Source organism: Cupriavidus alkaliphilus (assembly GCF_014191175.1).
GTDB classification, from domain to species: domain Bacteria; phylum Pseudomonadota; class Gammaproteobacteria; order Burkholderiales; family Burkholderiaceae; genus Cupriavidus; species Cupriavidus alkaliphilus.
The window spans coordinates 207205-223013 of sequence record NZ_JACHWE010000002.1 but is presented as its reverse complement, the minus strand read 5'-3'; the positions used below and the strand labels follow the sequence as shown (position 1 = coordinate 223013).

Sequence of the window (15809 nt, the reverse complement as noted above, 5' to 3'; positions counted from 1 at the left end):
CCCCGACCACCCCGGCCGGGGGCTCGATTCTTTGCGCCAGTCCCGCTCAGAAGCGATAGGTGACCGAGCCCACCACCGTGCGGCGTGCGCCGAAGTAGCAATCGCCGCGCGCGAGGCAGGTGGTCAGGAACTGCTTGTCGAACAGGTTGTTGGCGTTCAGCGCGACCCGCAGGGGCCCGTGGTCATAGGCGATCATGGCGTCGTACAGCGTCACGCCGCCCACCCGGTTCTGATCGTTGCCGTCATAGCTGGGCCCGATGTAGCGCAAGCCGCCGCCTGCCACGAAGCCCGGGATCCCGAACAGCTTGAAGCGATAGTTGGCCCACAGCGACGCCATGTTCGACGGCGTGCTCGCCAGCTTCTTGCCGACCTCGGCCGGGGTGCCGTCGATCACGCGCGCATCCAGGTAGGTATAGGTGGCGATCACGTCGAGGCGGTTCGTCAGCGAAGCCAGTGCCTCCACCTCGATGCCGCGCGTGCGCGCCTCGCCCACCTGCACCGAATCGGGAATGCCGTTGACCACGCCGGCGGTCTTGCGGTTCTTCTCGCGCATGTCGAACGCCGCGATGGTCAGCGTGGCGTTCTTGCCCGGCGGCTGGTACTTGATGCCCGCCTCCCACTGCGACCCGCGCAGCGGCTTGAAGGCCTGGTTGGCCTTGTTGAAGCCGGCCAGCCCCTGGAACGACTCGGAGTAGCTGACGTACGGGTTCAGGCCGACGTCCGAGCGGTACATCAGGCCGGCACGCTTGGTCAGCTCGCTGTCGTCGCGGCTCGCCGACGGCGTGTTGTCCTGCGCGGCGCGCGACCAGTCATAGCGCAGCCCCAGCATCAGCAGCCACTTGTTCCAGGCCAGCTGGTCTTGCACGTACAGGCCGGTCTGCGCCTGCGTGGCGGGATTCAGCGAGCGCGTGCCCGGCGGCGTGAAATTGCCGTAGACCGGGTTAAAAACATTGAGCGGCGCGGCGGAGCCGCCGACGCCGGTGGTCCCGGTGATTTCAGCATGCTGGTAGTCAACGCCCGTCAGCAGCGTGTGCTGGATCGGGCCGGTGCGGAAGTTGGTCTGTGCCTGCGTGTCTACCGCGAACGAATTCAGGGTCGGCTGATTCACGTAGACGGTGCGGTTCATCAGCGTGTTGCTGCCTGGCACCCAGCCACGATTGGCGTCGTTGAATCGCGCGTAGATGCTGCGGTAGTCCACCGAGCTGTGCGAGTAGCGCAGGTTCTGCCGCACCGTCACGGTGTCGTTGAACTTGTGCTGGAATTCGTAGCCGACCGACTGCTGCTCCGCGGTGTAGCGGTCGAAGCCGGGTTCGCTGATGAACAGGTGGTCGGGAATCTGCCCGCCCGGGTTCGGAGTCAGCGTGCCGCGCCACGGGAAGAAACCCACCGAAGTCCCGCTCACGTCGCGCTGGAAGTTGGCCAGCAGCGTCAGCGAGGTGTCCTGGGTCGGCCGCCATGTCAGCGACGGCGCGAGCAGGTAGCGGTTGTCCTGTACGTAGTCCACCTGCGTGTCGCTGTCGCGCGCCAGCGCCACCAGGCGGTACAGCCACTTGCCGTCCGCATCGAGCGGCCCGGTCACGTCGGCCTGCACCTGCTTGCGGTTGTAGTTGCCGAACTGCACCCCGATCTCGCGCGCCGCTTCCGGTTGCGGACGCTTGCTGACGAGGTTCAGGATGCCGCCGACCGCCCCCTGCCCGAACAGCATCGACGACGGCCCGCGCAGCACGTCGATGCGCTCCAGGGCGTATACGTCGGGACGCACGTTGTTGTAGAAGCCGACCTGGTTCAGCAAGCCATCGCGATACTGCGTGAAGTCCGTGCCACGGAACTTGCCCCAGTCACCACGCGCGTCATTGCCGTAGGGACCGGCGTAGACCCCGGCGCTATAGCCGATGGCCTGCTGCACGGTCTGCGCACCCTGCGCCTCCATGCGGTCGCGCGTGATGACGGTGATCGACTGGGGCGTCTCCATCACGGGCGTGTCGGTCTTGGTGGCGGTGGCGCTGCGTTTGGCGACAAAGCCGTGGACCGGGCCGGTGGCGGTTTCATCGTCGCTGTTGGCGCGCACCGTGACGGCCGGCAATTCCGCCGCGGCTGCGGCCGCCGGCGCGGCAGGCACAGGGCTCTCGCCGGACTGCGCAAACACGCCGCCGGCCTGCAGGCTCAGCACGAGGGTGGTCAGGGAAAGACGGCATGGGGTGGCAAGCGCGGAGCGGGCAAAGCGTCGCTTCGCCCGCGGGGTCGGGTGCAGAGGCATCACTCAGGGATCGAAAGGTGGCGATGCCACAAAGGGGCATCACAAGTGGAAAATTCTGATTACGAATAGGAATGATTCGTGATTACATAAGAATTGTAGCCTGAATGTGTCAGAAGCGAGACATAGGACAACGACCTTTCATGGAATCGTCGTCGGCCAAGTGATCGATTTTCCGCTTTATGCGATGCCAGCCGCGATTTTTTCGCTGTAGCATAAAAATATTGCCTACCTTATTTTGTGCTGCTACAGTAAATCCGAATGGAATCGAGTTTGACTTGGCAAAGGACGCCATCAACCAACGCCATCACGGGTTGCCGCTGGCCGCCGCAGGGTTGATGGACTTTGATTGCGCCCTCCTGAAAATCGATGACCGCAAACCTTACGGCGAAACCCGTTACATCGCATATGGACCGATTGGTGCGCGCCTGTATTGCCTGGTATTCACCCTGCGCGGCGACACACTGAGGGCAATCAGCCTGCGTAAGGCCAGCTCAAGAGAGATGCGCGACTATGAACAGAAAGTCTGACCTCATCCGCCCTACCCCCGCAGAGGACGCCACCATCGCGCGCGGCATTGCGGAAGACCGCGATGCGGTGTCAGTGCCGACAGAACAGTTCAAGGAGATGCGCTCAGCGCGGGAGGTGCTCGGCAAGGATAAAGCCGATGCACTGGCAAAGCGCCGCGGCAGGCCGGCCAAACCAGTCAGCGAACGCAAGGTCAATCAGACGCTACGCATCGATCCCGACGTGCTGGCGGCTTACAAGGCAACTGGCAGCGGCTGGCAAACGCTGATGAACGAGGCGCTGCGCGACTATGCGGCAGCGCGCCGGATGCTGCTGCCCAGGCGATAGGCCCGGACGATCTCTTCAATCGTCCTGCAGGCGACCAAGGAACCGCCTCCCGGCCTCGATCACCCCGCTATCCGGCTGCGTCTGGTAGCGCACGATCATCCCCTCGATGCATAGCATCGCCTCCGCCGCGACCGCCTGTGGCGCACGCAGGCCCAGGCGCGCCGCGAGGTCGGCAATGAAGGCTTCCAGATCGGCCTTGTGGGCTGCTGCCTGCTGCTGCGCCTGGGCATCGCCGCCAGCCTCGGCCACCACATTGATGAAGGCACACCCGCGGAAGTCGCTGCCGAACCAGTCGGCCAGCGTATCGGCGATCACATCCAGGCGCGGCCGCGCCGCCAGGCGAGCTTCCACGTCCTGTCGGAACCACGCCATCCACTCGTCATGCCGGCGCGCCAGGAACGCGGCAATCAGCGCGTTCTTGGAGGCGAAATGGCGATACAGCGACATCTTGGCCACGCCGGACTCGGCAATGATCCGGTCGATGCCGGTGGCGCGATAGCCCTCCTGGTAGAACAGGCGGGCGGCGGTGTCGAGGATGCGGTCGCGGGCGGAAGGCGTGGCCATTTGGGGAAAGCTTGGGTAGCGGGAACAGGACAACAGCCGGGGGCAGCGCGCCGCCCCGGCCGTGTCTCGATACTATGACAGACAGACCTGTCTAGCAATCGCCGCGCGATCAGCCTTCAAGCCTGGCGGCCGCATCGCGCAGCGCGGTGCGCAGGCCCTCTTCCACCACCGGGTGGTAGAACGGCATCGTCAGCATCTGCGCGATGGTCAGGCCCTGCTGGTACGACCACGCCAGCAGGTGGGCGATATTCTCGGCGCGCGGGCCGGTCCATTCGGCGCCCAGGAAGCGGCCCGTGGTCTTGTCGGCATAGACGTGCATCAGCCCCCGGTTCTTCAGCATGACGCGGCTGCGGCCCTGGTCTTCGAAGCTGACCTCCCCAGTGACGAAGCTGTCCTCCCCGCGCGCCGCCAGGTCCGCGTAGCGCTGGCCGACCATCGCGATCTGCGGGTCCGTGAACACCACCGCGATCGGCGCGCGGCGCGCCAGCGGCTTCACCTGCGGATAGCTGGCGGCGTTCTCGCCGGCGGCCTTGCCTTCGTCGGCGGCCTCGTGCAGCAGCGGCAGGATGTTGTTGGCATCGCCGGCGATAAAGACCGGCGCGTTGCCGCACTGGAGCGTGTGCGCGTCGAACAGCGGCACGCCGCGCGCATCCAGCGCCAGCCCGGTGTTCTCCAGGGCCAGGCCGCGCACATTGGGGGCGCGGCCGGTGGCTGCCAGCGCGTAGTCGAAGCGCTCGGTCACGCTGCGGCCTTTGCGGTCGAGATAGGTCACCACCACCTGGTCGCCGTCGCGGCCCATGTCGGTCACCTTGGCGTCGGGATCGAGGTAGAACTCCTGGTTGAAGGTGCGTGCCGCGTCGGCGCGGATCACCGGGTCGGTCAACGGCCCGAGCGAGCCGCTGACGCCGAACACGCGCACCCGCACCCCCAGCCGCGACAGCGCCTGGCCCAGCTCCAGCCCGATCACGCCCGGGCCGAACACCACCACGCTGCCGGGCAGGTCCTGCCACGAGAACACATCGTCATTGACGATCAGGCGGTCGCCGAATACCCGGAACGGCGCCGGCAGCACCGGCGTGGAGCCGGTGGCGATGACCACGCGGCTGGCACGCACGGTGGTATGCCCGTCCACTTCCAGCGTGGTGGTGTCGATAAAGCGGGCATAGCCGCGAATGCGGTCGGCCGGCGCGATGTTCTCCACGCCGCGCACCACGAAGCCGACAAAGCGGTCGCGCTCGCTGCGCACGCGCGCCATCACCTCGCGGCCATCGATGCGGACCTGGCCATCGACATGCACGCCGAACGGCGCGGTGTGGCGCAGTTCATGCGCGGCCTCGGCGGCGGCGATCAGCAGCTTGGAGGGCATGCAGCCCACGCGGGCACAGGTGGTGCCGTAGGGGCCGCCTTCGATGATCACGGCGCGCTTGCCCGCCGCAATCGCGGCGCGGTAGGCGGCAAGGCCGGCGGTGCCTGCGCCGATCACGGCGACGTCGGTCTGGATGGTGGTCATGGCGGTGGTTCCTTTGTGTTCTGAAGCGTCAGGCTGGGTCAATCAGCGGGCTGGATGGCGCTGCCCGGCGTGGTTCGGGCAAGGCGGCGCCATCGGGTCCGGCGACTGCCGGCCCCGTGGATCGGGGCAAGAATGGGAATCGGCTGATCGGGGCTCAGGCGGCCAGGTACTGCTGCAGCGCTTCGGCGCCGCCGATCAGCTTGCCGTTGATAAAGACCTGCGGTGCGGTCATCTCGCCCGAGACGGCGCCCAGCACCTTGCCACGCACCTTGTTGTCGAGCGGCACGTCGATGTAGTCGAAACCGTTGTCGTCGAGCAGCTGCTTGGCCTTGGCGCAGAACGAGCAACCGACCTTGGAGAACACCACCACCTGGTCAGGCTTGCGCGCGCCGGGGGCGATGTAGGCCAGCATGGTGTCGGCGTCGGACACCTTGAACGGGTCGCCCGGCTCTTCCGGCTCGATGAACATCTTCTGCACCACGCCGTCCTTGACCAGCATCGCATAGCGCCAGCTGCGCTTGCCGAAGCCCAGGTCGGCCTTGTCCACCAGCATGCCCATGCCTTCGGTGAATTCGCCATTGCCATCGGGGATCATCGTGATGTTTTCGGACTCCTGGTCCTTGGCCCATTCGTTCATCACGAAGGTGTCATTCACCGACACGCACAGGATGTCGTCGACGCCGTGCTTGGCGAAGACCGGAGCCAGTTCGTTGTAGCGCGGCAGGTGGGTCGAAGAACAGGTCGGGGTGAAGGCGCCCGGCAGCGAGAACACCACCACGGTCTTGCCGTCGAACAGCTCGCCGGTGGTGACGGTCTTCCACTCGTTGTCTTCACGCACACGGAAAGCGACATTGGGAACGCGTTGGCCTTCGCGGGATTGCAGCATCAATTCACTCCTGGTTCTGGATCGGGTTGGTTCGGCTGCGGGTTGCAGCGAAGGCCCTATTCTGTAGACCGCGAAGTGATTTGTACAATTCATCGTTTCAAAAGCGATGATTGCCAAAGACTATGATTGAGGGATAGGCACCGCCTATCGGCCCGGAAGCTGTCCAGCCCGCGCGGACGAAAAAGCATATTTTTTCGGGAAAACCCCGGGGAGTGCCCTATCATGCGGCATCTCCTCAGACTCCGTTCTTCGCAATGACCCGACCTTGCCGCCTGCCGTACCGCCATCGGTGGGCATCCCTGCTCGCGCTGTCGCTCGCGCTGGCCCTTCCCGCGCACGCGCAGACGCTGAAGAAGCCGGCGCTGGAAGCCCTGACCGGCAACAGCCCGGCCGCGGCCAAGGCGGCCCAGGCCGACCTGCCGGCCTTCATGGCGGCGGCGGCCAAGGCCGAGCCGATGGTCGCGCCCGCGGTGGCGGCGTGGCAGTCGAAGACGCCGCTGTCGGGCGACAACCTGGTCAATGTCGCCCGGCTGCTGGGGGTCTACAACCGGCTGCGCAACGAGGCCGCGGCCATCGATGTGCTGGGCAGGATGGTGGCGCTGCGCACCGTGCGCGAGGAAAAGATCGCCCAGCACGAGAACCCCGCCATCATCGAGTTCGGCAAGATGATCGAAGGCATGGCGCGCGAGTTCGGGCTGGCCTATCGCAATGTCGACAACCGCGTGTTCGAGGTGACCTTGCCCGGCGGCGGCAAGGACACCTTCGGCATCCTGACCCACGCCGACGTGGTGCCGGCGGTGGCCGAGGAGTGGGTGCTGGACGACGGCACCCGGCTTGACCCGTTCCGCATGACGCGCATCGGCGACCTGCTGTACGGACGCGGCACCATCGACGACAAGGGCTCGATCGCCGCGGTGCTGTACGCGATGAAAACCGTCAAGGAAAGCGGCGTGCCGCTCGAGCGCAGCATCCGGCTGATGATCGAGACCACCGAGGAAACCGGTGGCGACGGCATGAAGTACTACCGCCAACACACTACGCTGCCCGAGTACAACGTCGTGCTCGACAGCAAGTACCCGGCCGTGGTGGCCGAGAAAGGGGCGGGCACGCTGACCGTCTCGTTCGGCATCAAGGCGGCCGACGACAAGCGCGCGCCCAGCCAGGCCGACAACAAGGGCCACGCCATTGTCGCGATGCGCGGCGCGGCCTCGGCCAATGCGATTCCTGAAACCGCCACCGCGCGCATTGCCGGCGGCGATCCGGCCGCGGTGGCCGCCGCGCTGGAACAGGCGCGCGCGGATTTCGTGCGCCGCTACACGCCGCGCGGCAAGTTCTCCATCGAGGTCAAGCGAGCCGGCAACGATGTCGAAGTAAAGGTCACCGGTGCCTCGGCGCACGGCTCGCGGCCCGAAGAAGGCGTAAACCCGCTGCCGCGGCTGGCGCTGTTCCTGCAGGCCAGCGGGGTGCGCTTTGCCGAAAACCACTACCTGAACGCGGTCCGCTACCTGAACGACCTGTACGGCCTGGACTACCTGGGCAACCGCATGGACGTGGCCTACCGCGATCCGTTCATGGGCCCGCTGACCATGTCGCCCACGCTGGTGCGCGAGCGCGGCGAATACGTCGACGTGGTCACCAACGTGCGCATGCCGCGCGGGCGCACGCCGGACGAACTGGGCGGCAAGATCACCAAGCGCATTTTCGGCTGGGCCGCCACCCATGGGCCGGTCGAGATCAAGTACGACCAGGGCAACTGGATGGCGCGCGATCCGAAGGGGGCATGGCTGTCGACGCTGCTCAATATCTTCGGCGATACCACCGGGCTGGAAGCCAAGCCGGTCGCCACCGCCGGCAGTACCACGGCCAAGCTGATGCCCAACGCCATCAACTTCGGGCCGGCCATGCCGGGCAAGAAATACACCGCGCACAACGCGCGCGAGTACAAGGAAGTGGCCGACCTCAATCTCGATATGCAGATGTTCACCGAGATGCTGGTGCGGATCGGCAACCTGGACAAGATGCAGTAATAAGCCGGCCTTCTGTTTTTTCACCTCTCCCGCGCGGGAGAGGTGGCCACACCCATCACAAGCCCAGCTCGCTCAAGCCCGGATGCCCGTCCGGGCGACGGCCCAGCGGCCAGTGGAACATGCGATCCGCCAGCCGGATCGGCGCATCGTTGATGCAGGCAAAGCGCTTGCGCATCAGCCCCGCCTCATCGAATTCCCAGTTCTCATTGCCGTATGACCGGTACCAGTTGCCGGAATCGTCGTGCCATTCATAGGCAAAGCGCACGGCGATGCGGTTCTCCTCGTGCACCCATAGTTCCTTGATCAGCCGGTAATCCAGTTCCTTCTGCCATTTGCGCTGCAGGAACGCGACGATATCGGGGCGGCCGTTGACGAACTCGGCGCGGTTGCGCCAGGCGCTGTCGACGGTATAGGCCAGCGCCACGCGCTCCGGATCGCGGCTGTTCCAGCCGTCCTCGGCGGCGCGGACCTTGGCGATGGCGGTTTCGCGGGTGAACGGAGGCAGCGGCGGACGGGTTTCAACGGGTGTGGACATGGAGGCTCCTTGGTGGACAAGCATTGAAGTGGGGATTAACGACGGATGATACAGACCTGTCTCATTATTGGTAGACAGAGCTGTCTTGTCAAGGCAGGATGGCGACTGAATTCAAAAGCAAGACCCGGAGTGTGCCGTGCACGGACCAGGCCTAAAGTTGGCACCATGCAAGCACAGGACAGGAGATTCGCAGTGGGCAACAGCCACCTTCAGCAGCCGAAAATGGCAGTGGCCGGGCCGCGCCGGCCGTTCCTGCAGCCGCGTGGCGCGGATGTGGCGCGCCGGCATGAGGCCGACGTGGCGACCCGAGTCGACGGCATCGACTGGGACGCGGTTGCGCGCGAGCTCGATGACTATGGCTGCGCTGCCATCCCCGGCCTGCTGTCCGCCGACGAATGCGACGCGCTGGCGGCCGGCTATGGCAATGACGCGCTGTACCGCTCGCGCATCGAGATGCGTCGGCACGGCTTCGGCCAGGGCGAATACAAGTACTTCCGCTATCCCCTGCCCGGCCTGGTCGCCGGACTGCGCACGGCGTTCTACCCGCACCTGGTGCCGGTAGCCAACCGCTGGAATGCCGCCATGGGCATCGACGTCCGTTACCCCGCCGCGCACCGGGACTTCATCGCGCGCTGCCACGATGCCGGCCAGTCGCGGCCGACGCCCTTGCTGCTGCGCTACGGGCCGGGCGACTACAACTGCCTGCACCAGGACCTGTACGGCGAGCACGTGTTTCCGCTGCAGGTCGCGATCCTGCTCTCGGAGCCGGGCCGCGACTTCACCGGCGGCGAGTTCGTGCTGACCGAGCAGCGTCCGCGCATGCAGTCGCGCGCCGAGGTGGTGGCGCTGCGCCAGGGCGATGCCGTGGTGTTCGCGGTCAGCCAGCGGCCGGTGCAGGGCAGCCGCGGCAGCTATCGCGTCAACCTGCGGCATGGTGTCAGCCGGCTGCATGCCGGACAGCGCTACACGCTCGGCATCATCTTCCACGACGCTACGTGAGGCATCCATGACCCGATCCATCCGCCGTTCCGCGCAAGCAGCCGAAGCCACCCTGGTCGAACAGGATCCGCGCTGGGCGCGCGTGCTGGCGCGCGACCCGGGCGCCGACCGCGACTTCGTCTATGCGGTCAGGACCACCGGCGTGTATTGCCTGCCGAGCAGCCCGTCGCGGCTGCCGCATCCGGCCAATGTCGAGTTCTTCGACAACGCCGCCGCGGCCGAAGCCGCCGGCTACCGCCCCAGCCGCCGTGCGGCGCCGCCCGCGCTGGCGGCACGGCACGCGGCCATGGTGGCCGACGCCTGCCGCCGCATCGAGGCCGCCGACGTCGTGCCCACGCTGCCGGAGCTGGCCGGCGCCGCGGGCATCAGCCCCTACCACTTCCACCGCCTGTTCAAGAGCGCCACCGGCCTGACCCCGCGTGCGTACGCCGCCGCGCATCGGGCCAGGAAACTGCGCGAGCAACTGGAAACCAGCGACTCCGTGACCGAGGCCATCTACGATGCCGGGTTCGGCTCCAACAGCCGCTTCTACGAGACCTCCGACGCCGTGCTCGGCATGACCCCATCGCGCTACCGCGCGGGCGGCGCCGACATCGATATTCGCTTTGCCATCGGCCAATGCTCGCTGGGCGCGATCCTGGTGGCGCAGAGCGAGCGCGGCGTCTGTGCAATCCTGCTGGGCGACGATCCGCAAGCACTGCTGCAAGACCTGCAGGACCGCTTCCCGCGCGCCAACCTGATCGGCGGCGACGCGCACTTCGAGCAGCTCGTGGCTCAGGTGGTCGGCCTGATCGAAGCGCCCTCGATCGGCCTGGCGCTGCCGCTGGACGTGCGCGGCACCGCGTTCCAGCAGCGCGTATGGCAAGCGTTGCGGGAAATCCCCGCCGGCAGCACCGCCAGCTACGCCGAGATCGCGGCCCGCATCGGCGCGCCGCGCGCGGTGCGCGCGGTGGCGCAGGCGTGCGCGGCCAACCACCTGGCGGTGGCGATTCCCTGTCATCGCGTGGTACGCAGCGACGGCGACCTGTCAGGCTATCGCTGGGGCGTGGCGCGCAAGCGCGAACTGCTGGAGCGCGAGGCGCAGGGGTGAAGCCGCCCGCCGCTCAGTGGGAAGCAGGTGCCTGGATCTTTGCCAGGTAATCGTGGATCTGCGCCACCACCGCCGCGCCTTCGCCGACCGCGGCGGCAACGCGCTTGGTCGATCCCGCCCGCACGTCGCCAATGGCAAACACCCCCGGCACGCTGGTCTGCAGCGGATACGGCACCGCCGACGCGCAGCCCAGCGCGCCGCCGCCGGTGCGCACGAAGCCCTTGTCATCGACCTCGACATGGCAGGTGCGCAGCCACGTCGCATTCGGGTCGGCACCGATGAAGAGGAACAGATGCCGCACCGCCATGGTGACCGGCGCGGGATGCTCGGCGCGGCAATCGTAGTGCACCGCGCTGAGCCAGCCGTCGCCGTCCAGCGCGCTGATCTGGGCATGGGTATGCAGCGTGATATTCGGCAGCGCGGCGATGCGGTCGATCAGGTAGCGCGACATGGTGGCGGCCAGGCCCGGGCCGCGCACCAGCATATGCACATGCGCCGCATGCGAGGCCAGGAACACCGCCGCCTGCCCGGCCGAATTGCCGCCGCCCACCAGCATCGCCGGCTCGTTCTTGCACAGCTTGGCTTCCACCGGCGAGGCCCAGTAGTAGACCCCGCGGCCTTCGAAATGCTCGAGCCCGGCGATGCCGGGGCGGCGGTACTGCGCGCCGGTGGCGATCACCACGGTATGGGTCGGCACCATGCGGCCGTCGGCAAGCTCCAGCCGGATCGGGTCGGCCCCACAGTGCAGTGCCTTCACCTCCAGCGGAATCGCGATGTGCGCGCCGAACTTGAGCGCCTGCACGAACGCGCGGCCGGCCAGCGCCTGTCCGGAGATGCCGGTCGGGAAACCCAGGTAGTTCTCGATGCGCGCGCTCGCGCCCGCCTGCCCGCCCGGCGAGCGGCAATCGATCACCGCCACCGACAGGCCTTCGGAGGCGGCATAGACCGCCGTCGCCAGTCCGGCCGGCCCGGCGCCGACCACCACCACGTCATAGACATGGTCGGGGTCGAACTCCGGCAGCAGGCCCAGGCACGACGCCAGCTGCCCCTCGTCCGGAGCGCGCAGCACGCGGCCGTCGGCGCAGATCACCAGCGGAAAGTCGCTCGCGGGCGCGTTGGCGTAGTCGAGCAATAAGGAGCAGTCGCGGTCCGCGTCGATATCGATGACGGTATGCGGGTAGCCGTTGCGCCGCAGGAAGGCCTGCAGCGCCAGCAGTTGCGGCTCGGTGCCGTGGCCCACCAGCACCGGGCCGCTGCCGAACTCGATCAGCCCCACGCGGCGCAGGATCAGCGCGCGCATGATGCGCTCGCCCAGTTCGGCCTCGGCCACCAGCAGCGCACGCAGCCGGTCCGGCATGATCACGTAGCCATGGGTCTCGGTGACGGCGACGCCGTCGACCAGTGCCGGGCGGCCGGCCAGGGTGCCGACCTCGGCCAGGAAGTGCCCGGGCCCCTGCTCGGTGATCTGGTGTTCGCGCCCCAGGCCGTCGCGCCGCATCACGCGCACGCGGCCGCTGGTGACCAGGTACATGCCGCGCCCGGACTGGCCGATGGCGAACAGCTTCTCGCCCGCGTGCCAGCTCTGCGGCGTGCCGAAGCGGCGCACGCGCTCCATCTCGTCGGCGGTCAGTTGCGGGAACATCTGGTGCCAGCGTGATTCCAGCGTGGAGTACGGTGCCTCCAGGCCGCCACCGGCCTCTGCGCCCGGCTCCGCTTCGACCGCCACTGCCTCCGCCTGCAAGTTCGCCATGCTGCCCCCTGATGACATCGGTACCCGCCGGATCGCGCGTATCCCGGCCGCCGCGGCGCGGCCTATCGATAGTAGACGGCGCGACGGGGAATGCGAGGCCGTGGGGCGCCGACAGTTGCGTATTGCGCCGGCTTGGGATTGAATGTCCGCCTCGGCGCTCCGGCCAGCCGGTACCGGCGCCACCACTGTCAAAACACTGAAGACTTGATGCCAGCCACTCCTGAATCCGATCCGACCCCGCCCAACGACCGTCCCGCGCGCCCGGCATTGCGCGCCCTCACGCCAGTCGAAGGCCGCGTGCTGGGCGTGCTGGTCGAAAAGCAGCACACCGTACCCGATACCTACCCGCTGTCGCTCAACGCGCTGGCTTCGGGCTGCAACCAGAAGACCGCGCGCGCGCCGGTGATGAATGTCAGCGAGGCTGAAATCCTTGAGGCCATCGACGGCCTCAAGGGCCTGAGCCTGGTCTTCGAAGGCAGCAGCAGCCGCGTGCCGCGCTTCGAGCACAACATGCAGCGCGCGCTCGGCGTGCCGAGCCAGTCGGTCGCTCTTCTGGCGATGTTGCTGCTGCGCGGGCCGCAAACGGCCGCCGAACTGCGCCTGAATACCGCGCGCCTGCACAGCTTTGCCGACATTTCCTCGGTCGAGGCCTTCCTCGACGAGCTGGCCAGCCAGACGCCGCCGCGCGTAGTGCGCCTGCCGCGCGCCCCCGGCGCCCGTGAGAACCGCTGGATGCATCTGCTGAGCGGCGAAGCCAGCGCCGCGGCGGCCGCAGAAGACAGCGGGCGCGGCGCCGACGGCGACGCCGCACCGTCGGCCGAACTGGAACAGCTGCGCGCCGAGCAACAGGCGCTGACCGAGAAAGTGGCAAGGCTGCAAGGCCTGGTCGAACACATGGCCGCTCAGCTCGGCATCTCCGCCGACGAGTTCCTGGACTGATCCCCGGTACCACCACCCCGCCGCAACCGCTGCCCCGCCCTTGCGGGCGCCCAAGCCCGCGGGCGGGGCTAACTCATGGCGGTTAATTGCACTATTAAGCCAAAAAACGCGCCCGCCGCGGTGGCAGGCCGGACTGTCGGATGGCCCGTACGTCGCCTATCCTTTTGCACAAGACGCCGACAAGCCAGGGGAGACCGCCGCAGCCATGGACAAGACAGCCTTTGTATTCGCCGGCGGCGGAAGCCTGGGTGCGATCCAGGTGGGGATGCTGCGTGAACTGGCGGCCTGGGGCGTGACGCCGGACATCGTGATCGGCGCGTCGGCCGGGGCCATCAACGGCGCCTACTTTGCCTGCAACCCGGGCGTGGACGGCGCGCAGCGGCTCGACGCGCTGTGGCGCGCGATCCGGCGCACGGACATCCTGCCGTGGAGCTGGCGCAGTGTCTGGAACATGTTCGGTGGCGGCCGCGGCCACCTGGTGGAGGCGACGGGTTTGCGCAGCCTGCTGGCGCGGCATTTCGGGCCGCGCAACCTGGAGGCCGCCGAACTGCCGCTGCACGTGGTGGCAACCGACATGCAGAGCGGCGACGAAGTGGTGCTGTCCAGCGGCAGCATCGTCGACGCGGTGCTGGCCAGCGCCGCCATTCCCGGCGTGTTTCCGCCGGTGCGGCTGGCGGGCCGTACCCTGATCGACGGCGGCGTGGCCAACAATACGCCGGTGTCGACCGCGATCGGCCTCGGCGCCACCCGCGTGATCGTGCTGCCGGCGGGCTTTACCTGCGCCGAGCGCCGCCCGCCGCGCGGCGCGCTGGAGCATGCGTTCAACGCGCTCTCGCTGCTGGTGGCGCGCCAGCTGGTGCACGATCTGCAGCACTTCGCCAGCCAGGCGCAGATCAGCGTGGTGCCACCGCTGTGCCCGCTCGATATCTCGCCCTACGACTACTCCCGCTGCGGCGAACTGATCGACCGCGCCGCCGCTACCACGGCCGAGTGGCTGCGTGGCAAGGGCCTCGACACCCCCCGCATTCCCGGCGCCCTCGCCCCGCATTCGCACGACGAGACGGCACCGAGCTGCAGTGCCGACATTCCGGCGGCAGCGCCGCACTGAAGCCCCTGCTGTGCGCCGAAGGTTCGCTGCGCGGGCCTGCATTTTCGCGTTGGACCCAAGCGCCGCCGTACCGTGGCCGAGGAAAGCCGTCCCGCGCGATTGCTACAATCCGGCCCATGCCCAGCCAAGCCGAACGCAGCGCCAGTACCCGCCAGTCCCTGATCGACGCCGCCGCGACCCTGCTCATCGAGCAAGGCTACGCGGCCTTTTCCGAAGCGCGCGTGTGCGAGCTGGCGGGCACCAGCCGCGGCTCGCTGCGCCACCACTTTCCGGAAGGGCGCTACGACCTGCTGCCGGTCATGCTGAAGTCGCTGCTGGAGCGCGAAGCCGACCGCCTGGCAGCGCTCGGGCCGCTGGGCCCGTCACTGCGCATGCACCTGATGCTGCATGTGCTGGCAAACCGGCCGCGACGGCATGCCTCGCTGGCGATCCTGGAGGTGTGGATGGCAACGCGCGGCGACATCCGCCTTGCCCGCGCCGTGCACGAACCGCTGGCGGCGGTGCCGCAACGGCTGTTCGGCCAGCCGCCGGACGCACCGCCCCAGCCGGAATGGCTGGCGCTGCGCTGCTTCCTGCACGGCGCCACCTTGCACAGCTTCGCGCCGGACTATGACGCGCAGCAATTGTCCGAGGCCGTGCGCTGGCTGATCGCGCAGCTGCCACGGCCCGACGGCCTGGACGCGGTGCTGGCCCGCATGCTGGAGCAGCCGCGCTAGCGCGCTGACCTGCGCGATTGCACACTCAAGGCAGCCGCGCCAGCAGCCGGTCGTGCAGCGCGGGCGGCAATGCCAGCCGACCCTTGCGGCCCGGCGCAGCCGGGTCGAATACCACCGCCTGCCCGTCCCAGCTGAGCCGCACCGGCCCGGTACTGGTGAAGGTGCGATGGGCCAGCACCCGGTCGCGTTCGGCGCCGTAGATCCGCAGCAAGATCCGCTCGCCGCCAAGGTAGCAGTATTCGGCGGCGTAGCGGGCCGCGGCATCGACGGCCGGCACCCGGCGGCAGTTGTGCGCGCCGGCCCGCTCGGTAACGCCGTGGCCGTAGACGATGGCGGTCCAGATCGCGCCGACCGCCAGCACGCGGCCGGCGCTGACCAGCAGCATGCGCCGGGCACGCGCCGGGCGCCCATGCGGCGAGGCTATGACATAAGCCACCGCGCGGAACGCAGCCAGTCCCAGCAGCAGCAGCGCCACCGCGGCCAGGTGGAAATAGACCGCCGACTCCGGCATTGACGCCATGATATGGGCCATCCCTGCCCTCCTCCCCGTAAATGCCTGAAGCCACAGCCGGCAAA

The 15809-nt window shown here is 67.9% G+C and carries 15 protein-coding genes; 8 read left to right on the top strand and 7 right to left on the bottom strand.

Annotation, left to right across the window (positions count from 1 at the left end):
• Positions 1-46: 46 nt before the first annotated feature.
• A complete protein-coding gene (locus tag FHX60_RS07660) occupies positions 47-2257 on the bottom strand; it encodes a TonB-dependent siderophore receptor (protein WP_183283415.1) in 2211 nt (736 codons plus the stop codon).
• 275 nt (positions 2258-2532) lie between these two features.
• Here FHX60_RS07660 and FHX60_RS07655 point away from each other — a divergent pair, with 275 nt between their 5' ends.
• Positions 2533-2784 (top strand): BrnT family toxin, encoded by a 252-nt coding sequence (locus FHX60_RS07655; protein ID WP_260163691.1) that lies wholly within the window; start codon positions 2533-2535, stop codon positions 2782-2784.
• Positions 2768-3109 (top strand): BrnA antitoxin family protein, encoded by a 342-nt coding sequence (locus tag FHX60_RS07650; protein WP_116310626.1) that lies wholly within the window; start codon positions 2768-2770, stop codon positions 3107-3109. The genes FHX60_RS07655 and FHX60_RS07650 overlap by 17 nt, the downstream gene beginning before the upstream one ends.
• Before the next feature lie 15 nt (positions 3110-3124).
• Here FHX60_RS07650 and FHX60_RS07645 read toward each other — a convergent pair whose 3' ends face one another.
• The 3 genes from FHX60_RS07645 to FHX60_RS07635 form a co-directional block, all read right to left on the bottom strand.
• On the bottom strand, positions 3125-3673 hold the full coding sequence (locus FHX60_RS07645; protein ID WP_183282975.1) for a TetR/AcrR family transcriptional regulator: 549 nt from the start codon (positions 3671-3673) through the stop codon (positions 3125-3127).
• A gap of 109 nt (positions 3674-3782) precedes the next feature.
• On the bottom strand, positions 3783-5183 hold the full coding sequence (locus FHX60_RS07640) for a dihydrolipoyl dehydrogenase (protein ID WP_183282974.1): 1401 nt from the start codon (positions 5181-5183) through the stop codon (positions 3783-3785).
• Between the two features lie 154 nt (positions 5184-5337).
• Positions 5338-6069 carry a glutathione peroxidase gene (locus tag FHX60_RS07635; RefSeq protein WP_112775142.1) on the bottom strand — a complete coding sequence of 244 codons (732 nt, stop codon included), beginning with the start codon at positions 6067-6069 and terminating at the stop codon, positions 5338-5340.
• A gap of 254 nt (positions 6070-6323) precedes the next feature.
• On the opposite strand from FHX60_RS07635, the gene FHX60_RS07630 reads away from it, so the two are divergent.
• Positions 6324-8096 (top strand): dipeptidase, encoded by a 1773-nt coding sequence (locus FHX60_RS07630; protein ID WP_183282973.1) that lies wholly within the window; start codon positions 6324-6326, stop codon positions 8094-8096.
• Positions 8097-8151: 55 nt separating this feature from the next.
• Here FHX60_RS07630 and FHX60_RS07625 read toward each other — a convergent pair whose 3' ends face one another.
• A complete protein-coding gene (locus FHX60_RS07625) occupies positions 8152-8631 on the bottom strand; it encodes a nuclear transport factor 2 family protein (protein ID WP_183282972.1) in 480 nt (159 codons plus the stop codon).
• A gap of 222 nt (positions 8632-8853) precedes the next feature.
• Here FHX60_RS07625 and FHX60_RS07620 point away from each other — a divergent pair, with 222 nt between their 5' ends.
• A complete protein-coding gene (locus FHX60_RS07620; protein WP_260163686.1) occupies positions 8854-9630 on the top strand; it encodes a 2OG-Fe(II) oxygenase in 777 nt (258 codons plus the stop codon).
• A gap of 7 nt (positions 9631-9637) precedes the next feature.
• On the top strand, positions 9638-10720 hold the full coding sequence (gene ada / locus FHX60_RS07615) for a bifunctional DNA-binding transcriptional regulator/O6-methylguanine-DNA methyltransferase Ada (protein ID WP_183282971.1): 1083 nt from the start codon (positions 9638-9640) through the stop codon (positions 10718-10720).
• A gap of 13 nt (positions 10721-10733) precedes the next feature.
• Here ada and FHX60_RS07610 read toward each other — a convergent pair whose 3' ends face one another.
• The gene (locus FHX60_RS07610) at positions 10734-12470 is read right to left on the bottom strand and encodes an FAD-dependent oxidoreductase (protein WP_183282970.1); all 1737 of its coding nucleotides are present in this window, start codon (positions 12468-12470) and stop codon (positions 10734-10736) included.
• 207 nt (positions 12471-12677) lie between these two features.
• Here FHX60_RS07610 and FHX60_RS07605 point away from each other — a divergent pair, with 207 nt between their 5' ends.
• The 3 genes from FHX60_RS07605 to FHX60_RS07595 all read left to right on the top strand — a co-directional run bounded on the left by FHX60_RS07605 (position 12678) and on the right by FHX60_RS07595 (position 15233).
• Positions 12678-13409, top strand: a complete 732-nt coding sequence (locus FHX60_RS07605) for a YceH family protein (RefSeq protein ID WP_183282969.1) — start codon at positions 12678-12680, stop codon at positions 13407-13409.
• 205 nt (positions 13410-13614) lie between these two features.
• Positions 13615-14517: a patatin-like phospholipase family protein gene (locus FHX60_RS07600; RefSeq protein WP_183282968.1), complete on the top strand. Its 903-nt coding sequence runs from the start codon at positions 13615-13617 to the stop codon at positions 14515-14517.
• Positions 14518-14633: 116 nt separating this feature from the next.
• Complete coding sequence (locus FHX60_RS07595; RefSeq protein ID WP_183282967.1) at positions 14634-15233, top strand: TetR/AcrR family transcriptional regulator; 600 nt, start codon at positions 14634-14636, stop codon at positions 15231-15233.
• 25 nt (positions 15234-15258) lie between these two features.
• Here FHX60_RS07595 and FHX60_RS07590 read toward each other — a convergent pair whose 3' ends face one another.
• A complete protein-coding gene (locus tag FHX60_RS07590; RefSeq protein WP_183282966.1) occupies positions 15259-15765 on the bottom strand; it encodes a hypothetical protein in 507 nt (168 codons plus the stop codon).
• Positions 15766-15809: the final 44 nt, after the last annotated feature.